The sequence below is a fragment of the Yaniella soli genome (assembly GCF_054782375.1).
Genome location: NZ_BAAGSP010000013.1, coordinates 43,664 through 66,673 on the forward strand (window position 1 = coordinate 43,664; position 23,010 = coordinate 66,673).

24 protein-coding genes and 1 pseudogene are annotated in these 23,010 nt (G+C 55.4%); 13 read left to right on the forward strand and 12 right to left on the reverse strand.

The features are described 5' to 3' along the window. Positions 1-7 precede the first annotated feature (7 nt). On the reverse strand, positions 8-529 hold the full coding sequence (locus ACYVJT_RS08410) for a tripartite tricarboxylate transporter TctB family protein (RefSeq protein WP_343956153.1): 522 nt from the start codon (positions 527-529) through the stop codon (positions 8-10). Positions 530-552: 23 nt separating this feature from the next. Continuing rightward, entirely contained in the window at positions 553-1,548 is a 996-nt protein-coding gene (locus ACYVJT_RS08415) for a Bug family tripartite tricarboxylate transporter substrate binding protein (RefSeq protein ID WP_343956152.1), read from the reverse strand. A gap of 299 nt (positions 1,549-1,847) precedes the next feature. On the opposite strand from ACYVJT_RS08415, the gene ACYVJT_RS08420 reads away from it, so the two are divergent. After that, entirely contained in the window at positions 1,848-2,828 is a 981-nt protein-coding gene (locus ACYVJT_RS08420; protein WP_343956151.1) for an ABC transporter substrate-binding protein, read from the forward strand. A gap of 73 nt (positions 2,829-2,901) precedes the next feature. Here ACYVJT_RS08420 and ACYVJT_RS08425 read toward each other — a convergent pair. The 3 genes and pseudogenes from ACYVJT_RS08425 to ACYVJT_RS08435 form a co-directional block, all read right to left on the reverse strand. Next, positions 2,902-4,084, reverse strand: a pseudogene (locus ACYVJT_RS08425) (acyl-CoA dehydrogenase family protein). Next, positions 4,084-5,076, reverse strand: coding sequence for an AMP-binding protein (locus ACYVJT_RS08430; RefSeq protein WP_343956150.1), 993 nt, complete (start codon positions 5,074-5,076; stop codon positions 4,084-4,086). Before ACYVJT_RS08430 ends, ACYVJT_RS08425 begins: the two are co-directional and overlap by 1 nt. Beyond that, positions 5,048-5,464 (reverse strand): AMP-binding protein, encoded by a 417-nt coding sequence (locus ACYVJT_RS08435; protein WP_343956149.1) that lies wholly within the window; start codon positions 5,462-5,464, stop codon positions 5,048-5,050. The genes ACYVJT_RS08430 and ACYVJT_RS08435 overlap by 29 nt, the downstream gene beginning before the upstream one ends. Positions 5,465-5,564: 100 nt before the next feature. On the opposite strand from ACYVJT_RS08435, the gene ACYVJT_RS08440 reads away from it, so the two are divergent. Together ACYVJT_RS08440 and ACYVJT_RS08445 are read left to right on the forward strand one after the other, a co-directional pair. Continuing rightward, the gene (locus ACYVJT_RS08440; RefSeq protein WP_343956148.1) at positions 5,565-6,044 is read left to right on the forward strand and encodes a MarR family winged helix-turn-helix transcriptional regulator; all 480 of its coding nucleotides are present in this window, start codon (positions 5,565-5,567) and stop codon (positions 6,042-6,044) included. Between the two features lie 129 nt (positions 6,045-6,173). After that, positions 6,174-7,835 carry a serine hydrolase gene (locus ACYVJT_RS08445; protein WP_343956147.1) on the forward strand — a complete coding sequence of 554 codons (1,662 nt, stop codon included), beginning with the start codon at positions 6,174-6,176 and terminating at the stop codon, positions 7,833-7,835. A gap of 31 nt (positions 7,836-7,866) precedes the next feature. Here ACYVJT_RS08445 and ACYVJT_RS08450 read toward each other — a convergent pair whose 3' ends face one another. After that, entirely contained in the window at positions 7,867-8,940 is a 1,074-nt protein-coding gene (locus ACYVJT_RS08450; RefSeq protein ID WP_343956192.1) for a 2,3-butanediol dehydrogenase, read from the reverse strand. Positions 8,941-9,334: 394 nt separating this feature from the next. Between ACYVJT_RS08450 and ACYVJT_RS08455 the strand changes: the two genes are divergently transcribed. Further along, positions 9,335-9,526, forward strand: a complete 192-nt coding sequence (locus ACYVJT_RS08455; protein ID WP_499418304.1) for an LPXTG cell wall anchor domain-containing protein — start codon at positions 9,335-9,337, stop codon at positions 9,524-9,526. Between the two features lie 71 nt (positions 9,527-9,597). On the opposite strand, the gene ACYVJT_RS08460 is transcribed toward ACYVJT_RS08455, so the two are convergent. Next, entirely contained in the window at positions 9,598-10,266 is a 669-nt protein-coding gene (locus ACYVJT_RS08460; protein WP_343956145.1) for an NAD(P)H-binding protein, read from the reverse strand. Positions 10,267-10,453: 187 nt separating this feature from the next. Between ACYVJT_RS08460 and ACYVJT_RS08465 the strand changes: the two genes are divergently transcribed. The 3 genes from ACYVJT_RS08465 (at position 10,454) to ACYVJT_RS08475 (ending at position 13,498) form a co-directional block, all read left to right on the forward strand. Continuing rightward, positions 10,454-12,112, forward strand: coding sequence for a thiamine pyrophosphate-dependent enzyme (locus ACYVJT_RS08465; RefSeq protein WP_343956144.1), 1,659 nt, complete (start codon positions 10,454-10,456; stop codon positions 12,110-12,112). 205 nt (positions 12,113-12,317) lie between these two features. After that, entirely contained in the window at positions 12,318-12,848 is a 531-nt protein-coding gene (locus tag ACYVJT_RS08470) for a hypothetical protein (RefSeq protein WP_343956143.1), read from the forward strand. Beyond that, positions 12,842-13,498, forward strand: a complete 657-nt coding sequence (locus ACYVJT_RS08475; RefSeq protein WP_343956142.1) for an RES family NAD+ phosphorylase — start codon at positions 12,842-12,844, stop codon at positions 13,496-13,498. Before ACYVJT_RS08470 ends, ACYVJT_RS08475 begins: the two co-directional genes overlap by 7 nt. Before the next feature lie 45 nt (positions 13,499-13,543). Here the strand turns inward: ACYVJT_RS08475 and ACYVJT_RS08480 are convergent, their stop codons facing one another. After that, positions 13,544-13,960, reverse strand: coding sequence for a cupin domain-containing protein (locus tag ACYVJT_RS08480; protein WP_343956141.1), 417 nt, complete (start codon positions 13,958-13,960; stop codon positions 13,544-13,546). A gap of 358 nt (positions 13,961-14,318) precedes the next feature. Further along, positions 14,319-14,456, reverse strand: a complete 138-nt coding sequence (locus tag ACYVJT_RS08485; protein WP_343956140.1) for a hypothetical protein — start codon at positions 14,454-14,456, stop codon at positions 14,319-14,321. A gap of 134 nt (positions 14,457-14,590) precedes the next feature. Between ACYVJT_RS08485 and ACYVJT_RS08490 the strand changes: the two genes are divergently transcribed. Further along, positions 14,591-14,851, forward strand: a complete 261-nt coding sequence (locus ACYVJT_RS08490; RefSeq protein WP_343956139.1) for a hypothetical protein — start codon at positions 14,591-14,593, stop codon at positions 14,849-14,851. 530 nt (positions 14,852-15,381) lie between these two features. Here ACYVJT_RS08490 and ACYVJT_RS08495 read toward each other — a convergent pair. Further along, a complete protein-coding gene (locus ACYVJT_RS08495; protein WP_343956138.1) occupies positions 15,382-17,037 on the reverse strand; it encodes an HNH endonuclease signature motif containing protein in 1,656 nt (551 codons plus the stop codon). Positions 17,038-17,771: 734 nt separating this feature from the next. Then, positions 17,772-18,257, reverse strand: coding sequence for an SRPBCC family protein (locus tag ACYVJT_RS08500; protein ID WP_343956137.1), 486 nt, complete (start codon positions 18,255-18,257; stop codon positions 17,772-17,774). Between the two features lie 58 nt (positions 18,258-18,315). On the opposite strand from ACYVJT_RS08500, the gene ACYVJT_RS08505 reads away from it, so the two are divergent. Next, entirely contained in the window at positions 18,316-19,791 is a 1,476-nt protein-coding gene (locus ACYVJT_RS08505) for a SulP family inorganic anion transporter (protein ID WP_343956136.1), read from the forward strand. A 32-nt stretch (positions 19,792-19,823) separates the two neighbouring features. After that, positions 19,824-20,627: a carbon-nitrogen hydrolase family protein gene (locus ACYVJT_RS08510; protein WP_343956135.1), complete on the forward strand. Its 804-nt coding sequence runs from the start codon at positions 19,824-19,826 to the stop codon at positions 20,625-20,627. On the opposite strand, the gene ACYVJT_RS08515 is transcribed toward ACYVJT_RS08510, so the two are convergent. Then, a complete protein-coding gene (locus ACYVJT_RS08515) occupies positions 20,624-21,115 on the reverse strand; it encodes a YciE/YciF ferroxidase family protein (protein ID WP_343956134.1) in 492 nt (163 codons plus the stop codon). The genes ACYVJT_RS08510 and ACYVJT_RS08515 overlap by 4 nt on opposite strands. Before the next feature lie 169 nt (positions 21,116-21,284). On the opposite strand from ACYVJT_RS08515, the gene ACYVJT_RS08520 reads away from it, so the two are divergent. The 3 genes from ACYVJT_RS08520 to ACYVJT_RS08530 are packed head-to-tail and all read left to right on the forward strand — an operon-like array spanning position 21,285 to position 22,990. Further along, entirely contained in the window at positions 21,285-22,310 is a 1,026-nt protein-coding gene (locus tag ACYVJT_RS08520) for a baeRF2 domain-containing protein (RefSeq protein ID WP_343956133.1), read from the forward strand. Positions 22,311-22,322: 12 nt separating this feature from the next. Next, on the forward strand, positions 22,323-22,550 hold the full coding sequence (locus ACYVJT_RS08525) for a DUF2795 domain-containing protein (protein WP_343956132.1): 228 nt from the start codon (positions 22,323-22,325) through the stop codon (positions 22,548-22,550). Positions 22,551-22,606: 56 nt separating this feature from the next. Further along, positions 22,607-22,990, forward strand: a complete 384-nt coding sequence (locus ACYVJT_RS08530) for a DUF2267 domain-containing protein (protein ID WP_343956131.1) — start codon at positions 22,607-22,609, stop codon at positions 22,988-22,990. Positions 22,991-23,010: the final 20 nt, after the last annotated feature.

The window sequence follows — 23,010 nt, forward strand, 5'->3', positions numbered from 1 at the left end:
GCGGAGGTCAGAAGGGTCGCAGGTTTACGCCCAACAGGATGGCGAAAACCACGTATACGATCACGGGGGTCATCACCGAGGTCACGAAGGCAGGAAGCCAGCGCATCCCTCCGACGAACCGGGTGATGATGATCAATGCGACGGCCCCCGCTCCGATAAGGCCAGCCCAGTTGTAGAGGGGGACGAAAATCAACATGGGGGCCGCCACGCCGAGTACACGCAGCAGTCCCTGTTGTGTGGGAGGCTCGAACTTGTGTCGGGCAAATAGCCCCAATGGTGCCATCGCGATCAGTAAAACTGCGTTCAGCGCGGGCCACAGCCCAGTCCCAGGGTCCTGTAGCGTACCAATACCCAGGTCGAGCGCGGCGAGCAGCACGATAACACCGAGTATGAACATCACCACTGGGGAATACCAATCGATGATGCCCGGCTCGTCGCGCGGCGGTGAGCCCTCGTAATTCTCGAGATCGTAGTCGTCGAGCTCATCATCATGCTGGGGTAGCTTTTGCTCAGCGGCGTTTTTCGACATGTCTGGCTTTCTGATGTTTGGCGTCATGATTCGTAGGGGATCCCGAGTTCGTCGTACAGGGTGCGGAAACGCTCATGTTCACCGGGCACGTAGCGGCCGAACCATTCTTCGCCGCCCACATCGGGTATGACGCTGCCCGAATTTTCGATGAACTCGACGTATTCTTCGGACTCAATGACTTTCTCGGAGGCGTCTTCCAACTTGCTGACGATTTCCTCGGGAACATCTGACGGAACAACGAGTCCTTGCGATCCGGCGGTCATGTATCGCTCGAGGTCATAATCCGCTATCGAAGGGACTCCGGGGGACAGCTCTTCAAATGCGTCTGGAACGTAGTCAGTGGTCACGGCCAGAGCTCGCAGCTCACCCGATTCAATCCTTGGCATCGCGCTCGTGACATCCTGCACACCGAAATCAACCTCACCATTGACGACCGACTGCAGTGCGGGAGGGCTGCCTGGGTAGGCTACGACTTCAGCGTCGAGGTCGTATTCGCGCCCGATGCCTTCGCCGACAACGTGGGTCTGATGGCCCTCCCCGAAAGCAGAGAAAACGACGCGACCGTCAGCTTCAATGAGATCTTCAAAAGTTTCAAACGGCGAATTTGCGGGCACGGCGATAACGAACGTGTTCTCCGCCAGGGGAGTGATCGATCGGAAATGGTCGATCTCGTAGGCGACATCTTGCTGCAGCATGGTGGCTGTGAAGGCTCCAGTCGGTGCAAACAGCACTTCATAACCGGTTGGGGCAGCGTGGGCGGCTTCAGTTGCGGCGATGGCCCCGCCACCACCCTCCCGGTTTACCACCAAGACACGTTCTCCTAGCTCTTCGGAAAGCCCTTCGGCGAATTTCCGTGCTACTGAGTCGTTGTGTCCTCCGGCGCCGAAGCCGACAACCATCTCGATGTTTTGCTCTGGATAATCTTCGGCCGACACTTGCTGCCCAGCGTTGGGACCGCATCCGGTCGACATGAGCATGGTTACGCTAGCGAGGGTGGTCAGGCCGGTTCCGCGTTTCATCGCGTATCTCCTTACATCGCAGTGGCGTTTGAACAATGCATGTCATCATGACATGGCTCACAGACATGAGAAAACCTTAACTTTTTGATGTATTCCACAAATTTTACTTATATCTGTAACGGCAGCTGGCTGACGGGTGTTTTTGGTGGCTGGCTTGTCTTGCTCGCAATTGAAGCCTGAAAGTTGTGACATGCGTAACAATTCAATCGACAAAACTCTTCCATCGTTGCCACATCTAGTCTATTGTGTAATTCAATTGATGAATATCTCGATCAAATCACTTTCACAGGGAGAACAACATGAACAAGAAAGTATCATTCGGTTTTGCGACGCTCGCTGCCTCGGCGCTATTGCTCACTGCCTGCGGTGGTGGCGGTGGTGGAGAAGAAGCTGCCGGTGGAGACTCGGAGGAGCTGCGCGAAGTCACGATCGGCGTGCTGTCCATCGCTCCAAGCGTCGGCGTCGCATACGGTATCGAGCACGGCATTTTTGAAGAACACGGTTTCGATGTGACCTATGAAGTCTCCAGTGCTGGCGCGGCCATGCTGCCCGCGGTGTCCGCCGGCCAGATGGACTTTGGCGTCGGGAACCCACTGTCCGTGGTGACTGCTGTAGACCAGGGCCTGGACATGAAAATCGTCGCAGGGTACTCAAACTCGCTTGAAGAAGGCGAAGATGTTGCTGGTGTAGTGACGCGAGCAGACTCCGATATTGACACCTGGGCAGACCTCGAAGGCAAAACTACCGCGGTCAATGCACTCAACACACTGGGTGATCTCACCGTGATGAATCTTGCAGAACAAGACGGGGCAGACCCGCAGGCACTGAACTTCTCAGAAATCGGCTTCCCTGACATGCCAGCACAGTTGGAACGCGGCAACACCGATGCCGTCTGGATTCCGGAGCCATTCCTCTCTGGCCTGCTTGCCGATGACGCCAACGAACTCATCGGCTATTCCTTCCAAGAGACCGATCCTGGCATGTCCACCATGGTGACCTTTACTTCGGGGGAACTCGCCGCCGATGATCCAGAGATGGCGGCAGAATTCGGTGAAGCCATGACAGAGGCACTCGCTGCAGCTGAAGAAGATCAGGAAGGCTCACGCGAACTGCTTGTGGAGTTCCTAGAAATCTCTGAAGAAGACGCTGAATCGCTCGTGATGGAACGCTTGGATGGCGAAGTGGATCGTGAAGCGCTCATGGAAATGACCAACCTCGCAGATCGCTACGATTTCATCGAAAATGCTCCTACCGAGGAAGATCTGTTTCTCTCTGAGTAGTGACTGAGGGCTTCTGTCTTTGCCGGGCGAACCATTGGCGCGATGAGCGTTGATGGTCCGCCCGGCCGAAGTATTAGACGAACGCCTGTTTGCCAGTGATGGACCGTCCCACAATCAACGAGTTCATCTCGCGCGTGCCCTCAAAAGAGTACAGTGCTTCAGCGTCGGTAAAGTGTCGCATCACGCCTTCGTCAAGTACGATGCCGTTGCCTCCTAGCAGCTCGCGGCACCAGGACACGACTTCACGTTTGATTGGCGACCACCAGCTTGGCCATGGCGGAGTGTTCATCATCCTGTCGGTTTTGATCTTTCATGTGTGCAACTTCCATGGCCAGCGACCATGAACTGGTGATGTTGGCGAGACACTTTGCCAAAAGATCTTGGACCAGTTGGTAAGAGTGCAGGATGCGTCCGGACTGCTCGCGCTGCTTTGTATAGGCCACTGCCTTTTCGTACGCACCAATCGCATTGCCCAAGGCCGTGAACGCGACTTCTAACCGCGTCAGTTTCAACACCTTGGCGGTATCTTGGAAGCTATCGGCCTTCTGCAATCGCCTTGATTCGGGCACGATGACGTTGTCGAGGGTAATGTCAGCGTTTTGTACTATGCGCAGTGCGTACTTATTTTCAATCTTGGTAGCCCTAAACCCGTCGCTATTTGGGTCGACGATAAACCCTTTGACTTCGCCGGTATCCTCGGTCTTGGCCCAGATAATTGCTAGATCTGCGATGGTGGCATTCCCAATCCATCGTTTCGAGCCGTTGAGAACCCAATGGTCCCCATTTTTGCGTGCCGTAGTCTCTAACCCGCGTGCCACATCCGAGCCATGATCTGGTTCGGTCAGTGCGAAACATCCGATCAGTTCACCGGTAGCCATCTTCGGGATGAACTCCTCGCGCTGCGTATCGGAGCCGCACAGCATGATCGAACCCATAGCTAATCCGGTGTGCACTCCGAAAAAGGTCGCAAGTGAAGCGTCTACTCGTGCGATTTCAAGAGCGATCATGCCACGGAAGAGTGCGGAATTCTCGAAAGGGCGTGTCTGTTCGTAAGCGTGATGGAACCAGCCTCCAGAAGCGAAGGTCTTCAACAGCTCCTGTGGGAACTCAGTGGACTGCCACCACGAGTTCACGTATGGTGCGGCATGTTCCTCAAGGAGCGCCCGTAAGTTGGCCAGCGTCTCCTTCTCCTGCTCGGTGAGATAGGAATGGGTTTGCAAAAAGTCCGCTGCAAGGGGTTGGTACGTCGTGGACATTATTCGCTCTCCTGGGCTTGTTCTCGCAGTGTGTTTTTGCGTAGCTTTCCGGTGGAAGTTCTCGGGAGTTCATCTACAAACACGATGGATTTTGGTTGCTTGTAGCGCGCCAATCGATCCTGTAGAGCATCGAGTAACGTGGCCTCTGTCCATTGGGTGACGCCGTCCGTCACGATGAACGCTCGGCCTACCTCGCCCCATTTGGGGTCGTCAATCCCCACAACAGCGGCTTCTGCCACCCCTTCGATATCCATAAGTAGCGCTTCGATCTCTGCCGGATAAATATTCTCCCCGCCAGAGATATACATGTCTTTGGACCGGTCTTTCAGCCTATAGAACCCGTGCGCATCGACGGTGGCGATATCTCCGGTGCGGAACCAGTCCTCATGAAATGCCGACCGCGTGGCATCCGGCCGATTCCAGTACTCGCGAAACACGTTCGGCCCGCGAGTCAGAATCTCTCCTACGCTCGTCTTGTTTGACTCCTTGCCGTTCGGGTCGTCGAGACGAACGTCTACAAAGAATTGTGGTTTGCCGGCCGAACCAATATTGTCGCGAGCGTCTTCCGCGGCCAACTTGAGCACTGCCGGTGAGGTTTCCGTCAGACCGTACCCTTGCTGTACGTCGACGTCATGCTCGGACCAGCGTCGAAGTGTTCGTTGGGGTACAGGTGCGCCACCGACGATCACGGTGTTCAGAGACGCCAACGTTTCTTGTGAGAAGGCAGGTTCTGCACTCAGAGCGTCTAACATTGCTGGAACTCCGAACATACATGTCACCTGACGACGGCGAATCGTTTCTAACACGGTCTGAGGGATAAACGACGGCAGAATCTCGATTGTGCCACCCTTCAATATGACCGGGAGTACGAGACCATTCAGGCCCGCGATGTGAAATAGCGGAGCCACGGCTAAGCAGACTTCGTGACTGGTCAGATCGGTTTCGATCAATACATTCACATCGTTAAAAAATAGGTTGCCATGAGTCAGCACGGCACCTTTGGGCTGGCCGGTCGTGCCTGAGGTGTTCCACGGTATCGCTCACCTCGGAGCCGTGGATCAGCAGTGCTGTGTCCGAGTCGGCAAGCATAAAACTGATCTCCGCTGGGCTCAGCCTAGCGTTGAGTAATACAGTGATCGCGCCGATGCGCGCAGCTGCAAAAAGTGTGGTGAGAAGATCAGGGTGATTGGCTCCGAAATACGCCACCCTGTCGCCTCGGGAAATGCCAGCGTTGCGGAACCCCGCCGCGAGTGCCTCAACCCGCTCTGCCAGTTCGCGGTAGGTGTCTTCGCGTTCACCGTAACGTAGGGCGACGCTGTGAGGGGTGAGTCGTGCGCGACGTGCCGGCCAAGATCCTAAGCCGATATTTTGTCCAGACATCACAATCCTTTGCGTGTTGATTATAAAACTCAATAATCAGGTTTCCTGATAGGTAGTATGTCACGCCTCACACATCGACGCAATCCATTAGAGTCACTGTATGACCGCTCACCACCATGCCCAGCACGGTTCCAATACTTCGTCGAGGTTCCGTGAGATCCCATCGTTGATATACCTGGTGAAATCCCTCGAGGCTGCAAATCGGAGTCAGATGGATGCTCTGCTGCGCGATGCGAGCGTGACGACCATGCAGTATTTGACCCTAGGGGTGTTGCTGGAGCATGAGGCGCTGTCAGGTGCCGCGCTCGCGCGAAGAACTTTTGTGAAGCCGCAGAGTATGCAGGACATCATCCAAGCACTCGAGGCCAAAGGATACATCGAGCGCAAACGTCCCCAGGAGGATCGACGTGAGCGCGTCATCTCGATTACTGACTCGGGGGCGGCGCTCATGCGTCAATTAGAATCTCAGGTTGCCGCATTCGACACCGCGTTGTGCGAAGACTTTAGTGCAGTCGAAGAGGCACAGTTTCGCAATCTGTTGCGCCGGGCCGGTGTGAATGCGCAGGCATATGAAATCTAACTCCCCGGCTCATAAGGGCGCAATGAATTCTCGCGCCCGAAACGCCCTCGTGAAAAAGCCGTCCGATGCGCAAGGCAGTCTATATTAGACGAAGACCCATCGATGACATCGAGATACTGCGTGGAGCATATGACAACACAACTGGGCCAGCTAGAACTGCGCATACGTCAGCTCGCGGATAGGTATCCGTTTGCTGTGCACTGGCAAATACGTGATTTGAGTTCTGGACATGTGGCTGGTGATGCCGACCGGACAGTGCTCGGGGCGTTTAGCACGCGAAAAGTGTGCGTGCTGTTGGCATGTTTGGCCCTGGTGCAGTCGGGCAGACTGTCATTAGACGACACCTATACGATAGATGAGCAGCTGAAGGACGGCGTGCAGGCGGGCATCATGCGCAACCTGTCTGCCGGTATCGAACTGACTCTGCGTGATCACCTGGCACAAATGATGATCACTTCGGACAACATTTGTACTCAGCTGGTCTTTCAAGCGATTGAAGATGCCACCGGTGATGCTCTGCAGTCGGTCAATGATTACTGCGCGCAGGTCGGCATGTATGACACGTTGCACCGCGAGATCTTCCCCCGATCCGGTCAGCTGCCATGGTCGCATTCCATTGAATCGATGACGGTTACCTCAGCGCATGATCAGGCGTTACTTCTAGAAAAGCTGGCATACGGGTGCACCGATGAACGCGAAGCGGCGAAGCTCGGGCTCAATTCAGAGCTGTGCGGTTTCGCCGTGGAACTCATGGGCAATTTATTCACGCCTATGCTTGGTGCCCGTCTCCGTCAGGGTGTGATGGCAGAAAAGAACGGCCGTGGCATCCGCGGACTTTCCCAAGTTGGCTTGCTCCTAGATGTGGCGGGCCAACCGGTTGCTTCGGTCGCTGTCTTCGCCGAACACATCCCGGTGGAGTTGATGGACGGCACGCCGGGTCGCGCTCGTGCGATTGAATTTTTTGCAGAGTGCGGTCAAGTGATCGAGCATGCGTTCCTGAGTACTACGCCGGATGAGCTCGTTGCTCGGCAGGTCGTTGTCCCGAATTATTGGGAACAAGAGTTCGGGGAGTTGCTCTACTCCGTTGAAGGCGGTCGAGCGGTGAACGACGATATAGTGTTCACCTTCTCAGGGGTTGGCAAACTCTTCTTCGCCTGCACCCTGGCCGAACTCGAGAAGAACGAGCCCGGGTTGTTTGATGAAACGATTGAGATCACGGACGAGCACCGCGCGCAGGCGAATACGGGTTCACTAAGGCATCTCACGGGCGCCCTGCAAGTCAGTGTGGATGACGCTCTGCGTCTGATGATTGCCAGTGGCGATGGCTCAGTGACACTCGCGCTGCTGGGATACCTGCACAATCGGGGCGTTGACGTGCTCGAACAAGGGCGTCGGTTCGTGGCAGGCCTGCCCAACACCACAATCACCGGGGTCGAGGATCGCTCAAGCGGTGAAGGCTTCACCGGGTACACAACCGTAGCTGACTTGTTGATAGTGCTGCGCCAACTCATCGATCATAACGGTCGAGTCAAGGAATGGATGTCCTCGGTGTTCGAGCCTGCAGGCCTTGCGTGTGCACTGCCCGGGTATGGCCCGCACACCGCCGAGCACTGGACGATTTCAGGCTGGGCGCGCCTCGACGGCATACATGCACACGAAGGTCGAACTTCTGTCTTGATTCTCAGGGGCCCTCGCGGCCTGGTCCCGTTGGCGGCACACGCACCGGTCGGCACCATGGATGTGCCAGCGAAGTTCGGCAGCCTGGGACTCTCAGCCTTAGCCCATAGCTAGAGCCAAGGCTGAGTTCCGCAGGGGAGGACTGCTAGTCTTCGAGACCCTTACCTGACGGCGAGACCAAGATCTTCACCGCAGTGTCGTTGTGATTGATCAAGATGTCGAAACCTTTGTCTACGAGATCATCCAACGCAATCTTATGGGTGATGAACGGTTTCAAATCGACCTTGCCCGAGCTGACTAATTCGATGGATGGCTCGTGGCTGTTGTAATACCCGATCGTCCCACGTAGATCTTGTTCCTTCGTGACCATCGTGGCCAGGTCGGCCTCTGGCTTGTGGCCCCAAATGGACACGTTCACGATGACGCCAGCTTTTCGAACCGCTGCGAACAGCGTATTGAGCACGACATCAACCGAAGTCGCCTCGAAGCCGAGATCGGCACCTTTGCCGTCGGTAACTTTCACAACTTCTTCCACCACGTCAACCTCTTGGGGATTGAATACGTGGTCGGCAACACCGGTCTCGTTCGCGGTCTCAATACGCTTCTTCGACAGCTCCGAGATGATCGTGGTGACGCCTTTTGCTTTCAGCACCGCAGCGGTCAACAGGCCAATCGGGCCGGCGCCACCTACGAGCGCGACGTCTCCTGCTTTTGCTTCGGAGCGTTCGACGGCGTGGTAGGCCACCGCGAGTGGTTCAATGAGTGCAGCCTCGTCCAAAGAGATGCTGTCTGGAATAGGGTGCACCCAGTGTTTATCCACTGCGATCTGTTCGGCGAGACCGCCGCCACCGCCTGCTAGACCAATAAAGTTTTGGTCCGGCGTCAGGTGATAGTTTTCTGTGTCCCAATACTCTTTGTAGATCACATAAGGTTCAACGACGACGTTTTGGCCCGCCTTGAGGTTGGTTACGTTTTCGCCGACCTCCGCGACGGTCCCAGAAAATTCGTGCCCGAGGGTGATAGGCGCTTCTTCTCCGGTAATCGGGTGTGGACTACCTTTCGGTGGAATGAAAATTGGGCCCTCTTGGTATTCATGGATGTCCGTACCACAAAGACCACACCAGGCGACGTCAATCAGCACGTCATCGGGACCTGCAGTGGGGCGTTCAATGTCTTCTATACGGATATCTTTTTGATCGTGAAAACGAGCAGCTCGCATTGTCATGATTACCATCCTTGGTTGATAGACAACATTAAATTTCCTAGCAATCTCATCGTCTCAACTCTCGTGAGGAAACGAAACAGCTGAGCAGTCGCTGGAACTATGCATCAGCGCACTTAAAAATAGATCAGATCGGTGAGCTTCGACCTGGCCAGGCACGTGGCATTATCACTTGTCAGTCTGGGACTTATCGGCTGAGACGCTTTTTATCTTGGCATAGGCATTCAATACGTACTCTTTGCTGAGAGTTCACTCAGAATGCCCGAATATTTCATATGTGCTCCCTACTCTCAGAAGGTCTCACACGTGAAGAGGAGTGTTTGTGGCGTCTCAACGATCTTTCTGGAAGAAAGCAAGCTGTCGTGCGGCAGCTGTGCTGAGTGGAAGCGCATTGACCGCCGGTGAATATGACCACAGTGACGACGAAGGCGATCCAGATGCTCAGCCCTCAGATGGCTTCTTGGCAAATACGAGTGCCAGCATCACCATCGCGGTGCTCATCGGACTGGTAGCCATTGGCCTCGGTATGCTGCTGGTAGCGCGCCGTCGAAAAACTGCAGCTGAGCAGCCACCAGAGCTCTGACTTGTCACGGTTACAGCAAGCGCCCGGAAACACTGAGACAGTTTCCGGGCGCTTGCGTGTGGCTGGACGGCTTAACCGAAGATGTCTTCGATCGGAGTCTCACCGTCGACGAAGTCCACAATGATATTGACGGTCTTGTTTGATCCCAGCGCAGCAACGATCGTGCGTGCCACGTTGGCGCGGGAGGTGTCGGAGCTGTCTCCTTCGGCCAGTTCTTCATCGGTCATGCGACCGACACGACGGATCTTGCCGGATGGCTCATCCAACGTCAGCGTGCTTGGCCCCAGGATGGTCCAGCGCAGATCAGAATCCATGAGGTGTTCATCCGCCAGCGCCTTGGACTGGGCATACGGGAAGAATGAGCTGTCCTCATCCACACCGTGGTCGAGGGAAGAACCGTAGTAGGAGATCATGATGTACCGCATGGCTTCGGCACCCTGAGCGGCGTCCATCGAAGCGATGGCCGCGTCACGGTCCACTGCGTATGTACGGGCCGGGTTCCCGCCACCGGCACCTGCTGCGAACACTACGGCGTCTTGGTTGCCAAGGACCTTTGCAAAATCGTCTTGCGTTGCAGTTTCGATATCGAAGACCAATGGTGTCGCGCCAAGGTCTGTGATGGTCTGCTTTTGATCAGGGTTGCGAATGATGGACGTGACCTTGTGACCTGCCTCGACCAACAGCGGGGTGGCGAGCTGAGCGACTTTGCCATGACCACCGATGATGATGACGTTCGACATTGCTGAGCGTTCTCCTAACGCAGCACCGTGTGCTGTTCGACTGCTTTCAGGGGTTCTATATGCTGCAACGTTGGGTTACAGTTCACATATTCCGAGCAAGGCTGGTAATTTGAGATGGTTAGCGCTTGCCCACAGGTCAATGGCGACTGGGCTGAACGCCAAAAATTTCAGTCAAGGAGCACTATTTATGGGTTACCCACTTAATAGTAATGGTCAAAAGAAGTCAGCCGGACACGTCATCGTCGACACGTTGGTGGCGCACGGAGTAGAACGTGTGTATTCGGTTCCCGGTGAATCATATTTGGATGTCCTTGATGGACTTGTAGATTCCCCGATTAAAAATGTCGTCTGTCGCCACGAAGGCGGGGCCACGTATATGGCTGAAGCCGACGGCAAACTGAACCAAATTCCCGGTGTGGCCATGGTGACTCGTGGTCCAGGTGCAGCTAACGCCCACGTGGCACTGCATACCGCATGGCAGGACTCGACGGCAATGGTGCTGTTCGTGGGCCTCATTCCATTCGAACACCGCGAAAAAGAAGCATTTCAGGAATTCGACCCGCACGCCTGGTTCGGCACCGGTACCAAACGCGTCATGGTCCTCGACCACGCGGAACGCGCCTCAGAAATTGTCGCTGAAGCGATGTTTGCGGCAAGCTCTGGTCGCCCAGGCCCAGTCGTGGTGGGGCTTCCAGAAGACATCATTAAAGAAGAAATCGATGCCCGGTTGCATCCACAGATCCCGGTTGCTGGTGGCGGCATGACGGTAGACGACTGGAAACAGCTCCACGACGCACTACTGGCATCCGAAAAGCCACTGTTTATCACCGGTGGTAACGATTGGGACGATGCGTCGTCGAAGGCTCTGACAAACTGGTTGGAAGATCATAAGATCGCTGGCGCGGTTGAATGGCGTACTCAGGGCACCATCGCTTTTGATTCTCCCTCCTACGTTGGCCCGATGGGATACGGACGTCCCAAACCAACATACGATCTCCTCGAAGAAACCGACCTCATCGTGTTTGTCGGGACGGTTCCTGGCGATATGATCACCGACGGGTTCACGATTCGTCAGAACTGGGACAAGAAAAACTTCCTGGTCACTATTGACCCGTCGCTGCGCGGCCGCTCCGGTCCGGTGTCCCACCAGATTGTTGCCAAGCCAGCTGACTTCATCCGCGATTTGATCCGGATGGATTTGCCCAATAAACCTGAGTGGGAAGCGTGGACGGCAAAAATGCGCGGCCAGCAGGAAGAATTCGCTGCACTTCCAACGCAGAGCCTCAACGAAGGTCCGGCAACTATGGATGCGATGATGGCGCATCTTGTGCCGACTCTGCCATACGATGCCATGGTCACTTTCGGCGCGGGCGAGCACACCAACTGGGTGCACCGCTACTTCCCAACCCATAACTATGGTTCACTGATCTCGGCGCGCAACGGTTCCATGGGGTACTCGATCCCATCGGCGATCACTGTGTCTCTGAACAACCCTGAGAAGCGTGTAGTTACGGTAGCAGGTGACGGCGAATTCCTCATGAACGGCCAAGAAATCGCCACCGCAAACCAATACGGTGCCACCCCGTTCATCATCGTCATGGACAACCAAGAATACGGGACAATTCGCACCCACCAAGAACGTGATTACCCGGACCGCGTCTCCGGTACACAGTTGAAAAACCCGAACTTCGCTGACATGGCAAACGCCTTTGGTGGCTACGGTGTGCAGGTGACTGAGAACTCGCAGATCCCAGCGGCGATTCAAGCCTGCTGCGACGCCATTGACAATGACGGCAAATTTGCGCTCATCCATCTGATCGTGGAGCAGCGTCAACAGGCCTACTAACACTGATCGAGATCAAACAGTTGTAATAGCACTGCGGGGACCGACGGATACGTTGGTCCCCGCAGTGTTTTTGCGTGCCCCTAGATATAGCTGTGGCGGGGAGTTCGCGGGCGGTGCGGTGAGGTCCGAAATATAGTTTCCATACCAATAACCTTTACTTCCATCGGGTATCCGACTAAAATTGAATCGAAGGAAGGAGGCTGTTATGCCAACGCTTACACCCGAGTCTCGAGCCGAACAGCTCGCGCTGGCGGAATCCGAGGATTATCAGCGGATGCTGCAATCGATGCGACTGCTCGGTGATGCAATGGAAGCTTTAGAGCAACCGGTTTCATCTCAGATGGCAGCTGGTATTGCTGCGACCGAAAATGCTTGGCTTGAGATTGAAGCCGAGTTCGGGCTACTCGACGGCCGCACGGTTGCTCGGCTCGCAGGCTCGAAGCAAACGACCGGGGGATTTGCTAACGACAGGCGCAAAGCTCGCAAAATCCTGGGTATCTTTCGGCGCAATGCATATCTGTATCCCGGCTTTCAATTTACCGATTCCGGCATGGTCTATCACTCCGTGCTGGATGTCCTCCGAGAGGCCTCGCAACTTGAGGTGTCGGATGAGGACGTGGCCCAATGGTTCCTACTGGAGTCGCCGAGCCTGGATGGTGAGCGACCGGTCGACGTCATTGAGGATGCTGACCAGATCTTGGCAGTTTTTAGAGGTCGGTTCGGGGCCCAATGGTAGAAGGTCAGTGGCCAACAGGTCTGCGCTCCGCAGAGACATTTACCGTTGAAGCCGACCAGTTGCTATACCGAGTGCTAAGTGTCGCCGGCGGAAGACTCGCCACTGACTTCAACCCAGGATTTGGTGTGCCCACCAGGTTTGCCTTCTTTCCAGACCAGTCCGGGGCAGTCGTGCCAGTACTGTATGCTGCCTATTCAGCCGAAGCAGCTGTGTGCGAAACCCTCCTCCGGGATATACCAGCCGCTGGGGGTGTGCTTCTGGAAGCCGACTACATAGGTAGCATGATGGCCGGACTTCGTACCAATCGGGAGCTGAGCCTGGCCAAGTTTATGGGTACTGGGCTCCGAGCCTTGGGCACTACTCATCAGGAGCTAACGTCGTCGGATATGTGGACTTATACCCATACTGTGCAATGGGCCGAAGCTGCACATCGTGCTGGGTTTGACGGTGCAGCTTGGATGAGCAATCGTTGCAATGACACCGTAGCGGTCGTGTTGTTCGGCGACCGGATCGAGCCCGATGCGCTATCGCTCGACGACTCGGTAGCAAAAATCTTCAGCAGACATATTGACAGACAATGGCTCACGGACATGTGCTTTCTATTGGGCATTCGCGTCCGTTGGAATCCACCACCTACTCCGAGTGCTTGAATCGAAAACACGCCTCTAACAACGGTCGGCCCCCGCCTCTGAGCGTTAGCTCGCAGAATCGTCAGAGTGGCGTTCTCCGGTGAACATGGTCAGGAGTAGAACATTTTGCTCTGCGGCGTCGTTTGGCGCGAACACTTCGTGGACGACCATCGCCCGCAGATGCACTACGGTGCCCGGTTCGAGGACGACATCGCCGTCATCAGTCGTAAGCTCAAGATTGCCACTGAGCGCTTGCACTGTGATGGGATGGGCGGAGGTGTGCGAACGCAATACCTGCCCCGGTGCGAACGTTAGAAAGATGAGATTCGCGCCGTCACCTTCCAACTTCCGAAGCATGGCAGGTGGTGTACCCGATCGAAGGTCCGGAGCATCGTCGGCGGTGAAGACCGTGACATTGGCGTTGGGATCAGCTTCTGCTGGACCGAACGCTTTCGGTGGCATGTGGAAGGGTTTTCTTGCCATACTCGGAACTCCTTGATGACTTTTCGTCGGTCACGCGCCCCCATTGACGCCAACTGTTGGGTTGCCACCAGCTTAGCTGTAGCACGGAGGCCGAGGAACGTTGTTTGACGAGAGCTGTGGATATCTAACCGTGTCACATTCAATAGACCTGTCACACTGTTCGGGTGAAGGCTACCTCGCGGCGGAAGATTATCCAGGTTCTTCATCTTGCACGGATGGAGCCATACTTGGCTGCCGCGAATCGCAATGATATGTGAGAGTGAGCGCTGTTTCAGTGGCATAGCGAGCTCGTCGAGGCTGTCCAGCAGGTTTTAGGCGTCACTGAAGTCGTCCTTCGCAATGCCATAGATACACAGCTTCAGCGGTGGAACCGAGAAAATGATGGAGACTCCAATAGTTGGTTGTTGTCACCACCGGCGTCACCGTTGCGCAGCTTGACCCAGCGGAAACGCATTTCGGCCGTGCGTGCAGCGGAAAATAACGCTTTACGGCGCATGCCGGATCATCAGCGATTTGGTCATGACGTTCAACATGATGACGTCTTAGCTCAAGTCATGTTTGGAATGTGGAAAGACTTGCTGCCGAATCAGACAGCAGAAGCTTCGTTAACGATTCGCAAGAACATCAACCGTGAACGAATCTGGGGTGGAAGCTTTGCAGTTCGCATTCCCCTACATCTCGGACGCAGATGGGGCGATAACTTTTTGGCGCGTTACCGATCTGCGCCGATTACGCAATCGCCTCTCACATTTAGAACCGATATTTGATGAAGATCTGCCCTTTTTGATGCGAGAAGCATTTGGGCTCATGAAAAGTATTGAACCTGTCGTCGCAGACTGGGCCAGCAACTTCAACCGCATCCCTGATTTATTGAAAGCTCGACCATATTAAGGAAAAGGGGAGAGCCTGCAGGCGCATACGTCCTGCCCTCTCTCCCCAGCATGATGAGGCACCTTGTCCTCATCTCCTAGCAATCACATTAGCAATATGTCTGGATCGTTTTCAATCACAGTTTGGTACCTGTGCATTAAAAGGTGGCGCGCAAAAAATATTCGCCAGAATCTATCCCGTCGAGGGACGCCAGCTTGGATTCAAATAGGTAGCTGAATAATCTGAGGGGTCCCATGTTTCATAATGACAATTTCCCCTTGTTGATGCGCGAGATTTTCGACCTCATGAGAAATATCGAACCAGCAGCCGAAGAATGGGTTAGCGGTTTTAATCGCGTGCCAGCTCATATGGAAAAGCGACCAGATTGAAAAAGGTAGGGAGGACCTACAAGCGCAATATGTCCTGTAGACCCTCCCACGGCAATGACGAGGGACCTTGTCCTCGCCTCCTTAGCAGCCCATATAGCAATATTTACGGTTCTCGTTCAATCCACAATTTGTCATTGTGAATAACTGAAAGTGCTACTCACTTTATCGCCAAAACCTGTTTCGTCGAGGTCTGCGATCTGGATCCAAATAGGGCGCCGGAATAAACCAAGCGATGCCGTCTTTCATCTCGATCGTCCACATGCCAGCGTGAACCGCGTGGTGATGATGCGAACACAATAGCGCCGCATTAGCGATCGAGGTGTGGCCGCCCCGTTTCCACGATTTGGCGTGATGGGCATCGCACCAGGGAGCAGGGATCGTGCAGTTCGGGGCAGCACATCCGCGATCTCGGGCGATGAGCGCTCGCCGTTGATCTGGCGAGAACAACCTGGCCGTGCGTCCCATGTCCAGCACCGCACCATTTGCCCCAAGCACGGTGGGAATGAGATCTGCCTCGCAAGAAAGTGGTCGAATCGAGGACGGCGAGATCGGCCCGGTAAACAACGCCTGCGAAATGAAGTTTGTCGCATTGGGGCGCGACGGACCGGTGGCCTCGCAACTGTGGGACGTCTGATCATATAAGGTCTGGTAATCCATGATGACACTCAACTGCGGTGGGAGTCCGCCGACCGTCGGCAGGGTGGTTGAGGCGAGTGACATCCCGGTATCGAAGACTGCTGTGATGCCATCCAAGAGTCTCTGTTCACGACTGCGCTCGTCAGCGTCCGGCATCGGATTCCCAACTTCGTCTTCACTAAAGAGCTCTTGTTGCCCATGATTGTCGGGCTTTTTGCGGATGACCGGAGTGGTGAAGTTCGGCAGGCTGGTGCCGAAGAGCTTTTCCAACAGAGACTTCAGTGGCTCAAAGCTGGTGTTGGGATTGTTGACGACGGAGGCCAGTACACGGAGGCGTTCATGGAACAAGCTGTCGACGCGAAGCATCCAACTGTGTAGCCCCTGGGTTTGTCCGCGGTAGAAGGCGCCACGTTTCCGATCCAGTACGTCGTGGTCGGGTTTTCCGTCCTGGTCGAACCAGTAGGTGGTGTACTGTGACCAACGCTTGGCGACTTGGCGTAAGCCATCCGGATCCAAGGTGGACGCGTGTTCTGCCAGTTGGTTCTGGCCCGACTCGAGTTGTGCTTCGACTTCGGGGGTGAGTACTTTCGCTTGAGCTGCCGCGCGCTCAACGTGTTTGACGGTATCCACCACGATCTCGGCTGCCGTCGAATCAATAGAAGTACTAAGAAAACTTTGAGCAACGGTAGGGTACGAGGACTCCGGCACGTGACCACCGTCGAGACTCGGGAGAGGTGCCAAATTTCCGGCCAGCTTCACCCGCGATTTTGCATCTTTGAGGGAGATCATCAGCGAATCACGAAGGTATTCAGCAGTATTGCGGAAGGCGCTCTTGCCTGGGGGCATGCCGAATATTTCGGCTCGTTCAATGTCCGAATAATAGGCGGCGGAAGCAAATCCTGCCATGAGGGTCTGGAGTACTTCGACGGTCCGAGCCAGTGTTTCGATGTTGCGTAGCAGCACGGGAAACGGGACGTCTGGTGGACGCACAGACTCGTGCGACTCCGACATGTCTGATCCCCAAACCGTTCCCCAGTCAATCGAGGCCTGGTCAACGGTGAATCGGGCGAGTTTCGAATAAGCCTCGGGACGGCGGTATGCCGCGACTGCGCTAGCGAGAAGTCGCTGGGCCTTGTCGATGAGTGCCGCCGGGTTCACGCCGGTCTCCAGAAGTCGTGTCATGCCAAAACTTCAGCACCCGAGCTCCGAATGTGGGAGGAAACGAATGAAAATGTGGATAGGGTTCGATCAATTCGAGGCCTGTGGACGACACAAGACTGGGCACACCAGAAACTGCGGAACCGTGCCTGCCGAGCGTGGCACTATCAAAACAACTCAATAGGGGAGGACCGTACGCAGCAGGAAGCCGTGGAAATTATGAGTGACTTTGATATGGAACATCGCTGGCCTGAGCTTTCGAATAACAATGTCGCGCCGTCCTACAGTCCCTTGCTACAGCGTGGCACGAAGGTTGGGTTCCAAATCGGGACGACGTCAAAGATCTAGTAGATGATGCGTTGGGTCTGATTGATGAAGAGACGTATTTGCAGCGTGCACGTGGTGCGGCACGGAGGGCTATTCCAACGACGTCAGCGTGAGCTCGTGGCAACGTTCAACTCGTGGACTTCCTATTTTTATCCACCGTCGCACTCAACGGCTATGAGGAATATTGCCGATAGTGGTCCTCCTGACGGTTTCCATGTGTATGAGTACAAAGTCACGGGACGTCGTCACCGGCAGTTAAACACGGTTCCTGCTTTGGTGGAACATACTTATGATGCTGCCCACGTCCGATCAAATAGATCGGTACCTAGCAGATGTGCATCAAATTGTTCGAGCTATAGACTGGGCAGATTTTGATGTCTCGGCATTCGCAAGACATGCGGCTACGGTCTTTGCGTTGCCGTGGAGCGGAATTAGGTGAAACGCTGCTGCAGTTGTGTCAAGGAAGCCTGCATGTTTTTCGCGTTGTTCTTCAGGATACCCATCCAATTGAATCCGCGGATCATCAAGGGTGTCACCTGCGTATAGTCGAACGTCTCGGTCACCCAGGTTCCGCCATCGTCGGCCGGTTCAAACGTCCACCGCCAGATATGTTTACCGGGATGCTGCCAGGCAATCTCACGTTTAGTGTGAGCTGTCACCACGCGCATGGTCAGGGTATATGGCAGCCCGAACTGGCGCATCCAAATATTGAAGGTATCGCCCTGGGCAAGTTCTTCCGGCCCGGTCACCTTGGTTGAAAGGGTCCCGCCGCCGTCCAGTTCATGGTGTCGGTGCGGGTTCGACGCAAGCTTCCACAACTGCTCTGGCTCTGCTGCGACGAGCGTCCGATAGCTGATTGTGTAGGGTCCGGTGTCGACTTCGGTGACTTCATGGCTAGAATACATCTGTTCACTCATACGGTCAGACTACGCGTGATCGCACGTATCTGGCCACACTTTCCACACAGAGGTGCATATGTCCGTGGCGCCGGTCACTCCCGTCCAACGCCAATCCGTGAGAGAAACGTTCAAACGCCCAGCGTGGCTGCGTACTGAAATTCTCGCCGGCCTCGTCGTCGCATTGGCATTAATCCCAGAAGCTATCGCGTTCGCTCTCATCGCAGACGTCGACCCGAAAGTCGGGCTCTACGCGGCTGCGATTATGGCCATGTCCATTGCCTTCCTGGGTGGCCGCCCCGCCATGATCTCTGCGGCCACAGCGGCAACCGCACTTGTCATCGCCCCGGTGGTCGCGTCCCACGGCGTCGAATACCTCTTCGCAACCGTGATTCTTGCTGGCATCCTGCAAATTCTGTTCGGAGTCATTGGCGTTGCAAAGCTGATGCGCTTCATCCCGCAATCCGTGATGACCGGGTTCGTCAACGCGCTGGCCATACTCATCTTCGTGGCACAACTGCCGGATCTCATCGACGTCCCATGGGCGGTCTACCCACTCTTCGCGCTAGGCCTGGCCATCATCTTCCTCTCGCCCAGAGTCACCGCCGTCATTCCCGCACCGCTCGTGGCCATCGTAGTTGTCACCCTCATCGTGGTGATCTTCAGCATTGACGTACCCACCGTCGAAGATAAAGGCGAGCTGCCCAGCGAGTTACCTGTCTTCCTGATTCCAGATGTTCCGTTCACGCTCGAAACGCTCCAGGTGATTCTGCCAGCAGCGCTGACCATGGCCGTCGTGGGCCTGCTCGAGTCGTTGATGACCGCGCAACTCGTCGACAACATTACCGACACCGGTTCGTCAAAAACCCGCGAATCTGTGGGCCAAGGCGGCGCCAATATCCTCTCAGGCTTCTTCGGCGGCATGGGCGGCTGCGCGATGATTGGCCAAACCATGATCAACGTGCGTGCATCCGGTGCCCGCACGCGTATTTCGACCTTTGTGGCGGGGGTGTTTCTGATGATCCTGTCGGTCGGTCTTGGAGATATCGTCGGGATGATGCCGATGGCAGTACTCGTGGCCGTGATGGTCTACGTCGCTTACGCGACATTCGAATGGCACTCGATCGCCCCTCGCACACTGAAAAATATGCCGGTTTCTGAAACAGTGATTATGCTGATCACAGTCATCCCCACCGTAGTAACCGGGAACTTAGCGATTGGCGTTGGTCTCGGCGTACTCGCGGCCATGATTGCCTTTGTACGACGCGTTTCCCACTTTGCCAAGGTCACACGCAGCCTGGACGACCAAGAAAACACCGCGACCTATCTGGTCACCGGCCAACTATTCTTCGCTTCCTCACATGACCTAGCCAACCAGTTCGATTACGCGCTCGACCCGGACAATGTGGTGATCGACCTACGACAAGCCAATATTTGGGATCAATCCACCGCGGCGACGCTCGATGCGATTCATGAACGCTACAGCGATCGTGGCAAAACCGTCGAATTCCTTGGCCTGCGCGCACCCTTCCCACTTGGTAAGCAGGTCAGTTAGTCTGCAATAAAGCCGAGAGAACAGGAAACTGTATGAGCCTCCATGTTGCAGTTGTTCAATACGCGCCGTCTACCAACAAATCTGAGAATCTCGCTCAGATAGTACGGCTCGTAAGTGAAGCAGCGGAGCGCGGTGCGGAATTAGCCGTCCTTCCGGAGTACGCGACGTTCACGAATCCTGTCATCGACGAGTCATTCGCGCATAGCGCTGAAGCACTGGATGGCGAGTCCGTGGCGGCACTTCGGCATCTCAGTGTCGAACAGGACATCGCGATTATTGCCGGGGTCAATGAGCCCGACGGCAACGGCAGAATCTATAACACCTTGGTGGCGATACAGCACGGTGACATAGAAGCGGTCTATCGGAAGCTCCATCTCTATGACGCCTTCGGGACGCACGAATCCAAGTGGGTCACCCCAGGCGAGATGCAAGAACCCCAGTTACTTGAAATCAACGGCCTGAAAATTGGCATGCAAACCTGCTATGACCTGCGCTTCCCCGAGGTCTCTCGCATGCTCATTGACGCGGGAGCAGACGTGCTGGCCTTACCCGCAGAATGGGTGCCAGGTCCGTTGAAAGAATTTCACTGGACGACGCTGCTCCGTGCACGTGCTATCGAAAATACGGTCTACGTTGTGGCCGCGGATCAGCCGGCTCCAATGGGGTCCGGGCACAGTGCGATTATTGATCCTATGGGGATCGCGATCGCATCAATTGGCGAAGAAGTCGGGCTCGCGCACGCAGTGCTACACCACGATCGAATTACCAGCTCGCGTGCCACAAATCCCGCGTTGGCCTGTCGACGGTTCACAGTCGTCCCGAAGACAAACGATTAGTCGTTGGCAAGCTCGATTTTCTTATTCGAAAGTTTCTTGAGTTTCTCGTCGGCCGCTTGTTCTTCTTCAAGAGTCTCTTTGAGTAGGGCACGGAGATCGGCGTAACCCAGTTCTTTCGCAAGCGACCGAAGCGTTCGGTAGGCGGCGATCTCGTAGTGCTCGATCTTCCGTGCAGCACCGATCAGAGCAAAATCACGGATCGGCCCTGGGGCGGTATTTTCAATGATCGCGTCACTGTCTTCAATCAATGCCGCCAGGGGGACATCCTTGAGCTGTTTTAGGCGGATGCCCTCAAGGTTTTCAGCGGCCTGTTCGAGGCGCTTCAGCTGACCCTGGGTTTCTTCAAGATGATTTTCGAATGCTTTGCGTAGGGACTTATGCTCCGCGGCCTCCGCGAACCGAGGCAAGGCGTCCACCATCTGTTGTTCAGCATTGGCAGTAAAGGATAGAAGACGTTCGAAGAGTTGCTTGGCCTTGTTGATCTGCATGTCGAGCGCTCCTTAGTGGTCGCGAGATCGGTGAAGTCATCTTCTCTGAGTGTAGCTTCGAGGGCGCTCGCAAGATAGCCGAACTCCTCACCTGTTGCCACCGCGCCTTTGCATCTGCACACAATGGAACAGTGATCGAAATCTTCCGCTAAAGACAGGAGGGATCGCAGTGGAACTTGAAGCATTGCGCACTCTGTACGAGCACGAAGGACCTTTCGCCACCATCTACCTAGAGTCACGGTCTCCTGCAGCCGACGCTGAGCAGCAGGTACGGTTGCGGTGGGATGACCTGAGGCAGCAACTATCCGAAGCAGGTACGCCTGAGGACGTTCTCGCCACGATCGACGACGCCGTACTCGTTGAGGACATTACTGAAGTACACAGCAACGGGCGCGTACTCGTCGCAAACAGCACAGGGGTGCTGTTGAACGACGCGGTCGACGCGTCATTGGGTGCCGGGGACCACGCTCATTGGAGTGATGAACCCGAGCTCGGTGACTACATCCGTCAGCGTGAACGCGCAGTGAAGATGCTGGTTGCGATCACCGATCAAACCGGGGCAACCATTCGCCAGGTTATCGTCGCCGACTCCCATGACATGGATGAACGCTCAGAAACACAGATCGATGCCGATGACGCGGTGTCGAAACCTCGTGAGAACGCGTTGCATCACTCGAAGATTCAAAATCGCGCCGACGAAGTCGTAAAACAGAACGTCCGCGAGGTCGCAGAGCACCTCGAGAAAACGGCCCGGAGCTGGCAGCCAGAGGCCGTGGTCGTCGCAGGAGAAACCCAGGGCCGCAGCGCACTACTCGAAGAACTCTCTGACGAGCTTGCTATCCGCGAGGTCGAAAGCGGCGGTACCGATGACGATGCCGCAGAACACGAATTAGCTGCCCAACTACGAGCAGTGGCTTATGAGCTCAGTGCTGAACGCGTTCGCGAGAACACCGAACGTTATGAATACGGCACGGCCCACGATCAGGCAGTCTCGGGCTCGCAAGCAGTGGCGCGGTCTACTGAAATGGGCGCTGTTGGCACCCTGTTGCTGGAATACACCCGTAGCGCAACCGACGAAGCGACGCACCTTGCCGCAGCCATTCGAACTGGTGCCGACGTCGGCCTGGTCGAATATTCGCTTGAGGACGCAGTAGCCGCGTTGCTGCGGTTCGAAACTGGCGCTGAGACCCCATAACGAGGAGGCACAATGACAACACGTGATGACATCCGAGCTTCCAAAGCACTACAAGGTGCCGATTTTCCAGCCACGAAAGACCAAGTGCTGGATTATGCGCAATCGCACGGTGCCGATAGTAAATCACTAGAAGCGCTCCATGCCCTGCCGGATCGTCAATACGCCAATATTGACGATGTCGCAGAGGCGGTTCCGCAGGAACCAGAAGGTGAAAACCAGCCCGGTGGGAGCGCCCGCTGAGGCACCCGGGCCTACGCAGACCTGATCTGAACGCAATAATTTTGAAGGAGAAAAGAATGCAGACTACCGAAATTCTTGAACTCGTCGAACAACGCGCAGAACTCGCTTCCAACCAGGAAGCGAACGATACGATGATCGCGGTCCTCGAGACCTTGGCCGAACGAGAACTCGATGGCGAACACGATAACTTCGCCGCTCAGCTACCGAAAGAGTTCGGTGAGCTGTTGACCAAGGGTGACCCAAAGGATAAGGACAACTTCGACGCCGAAGAATTCGTCCGCCGCGTGGGACAACGCCTCGACACCACATCGGATCAAAGTGAGAAGCGCACGCAGGCCGCCCTGTCTGCACTGATCGAAAGTGTTTCTGATGGCGAGCGGGTAGACATGCTCAACAAACTACCCAAGGACTTCTCACCGTACGCGGTGTGGACTGCCTAACGTTTGATTACGCCCACATG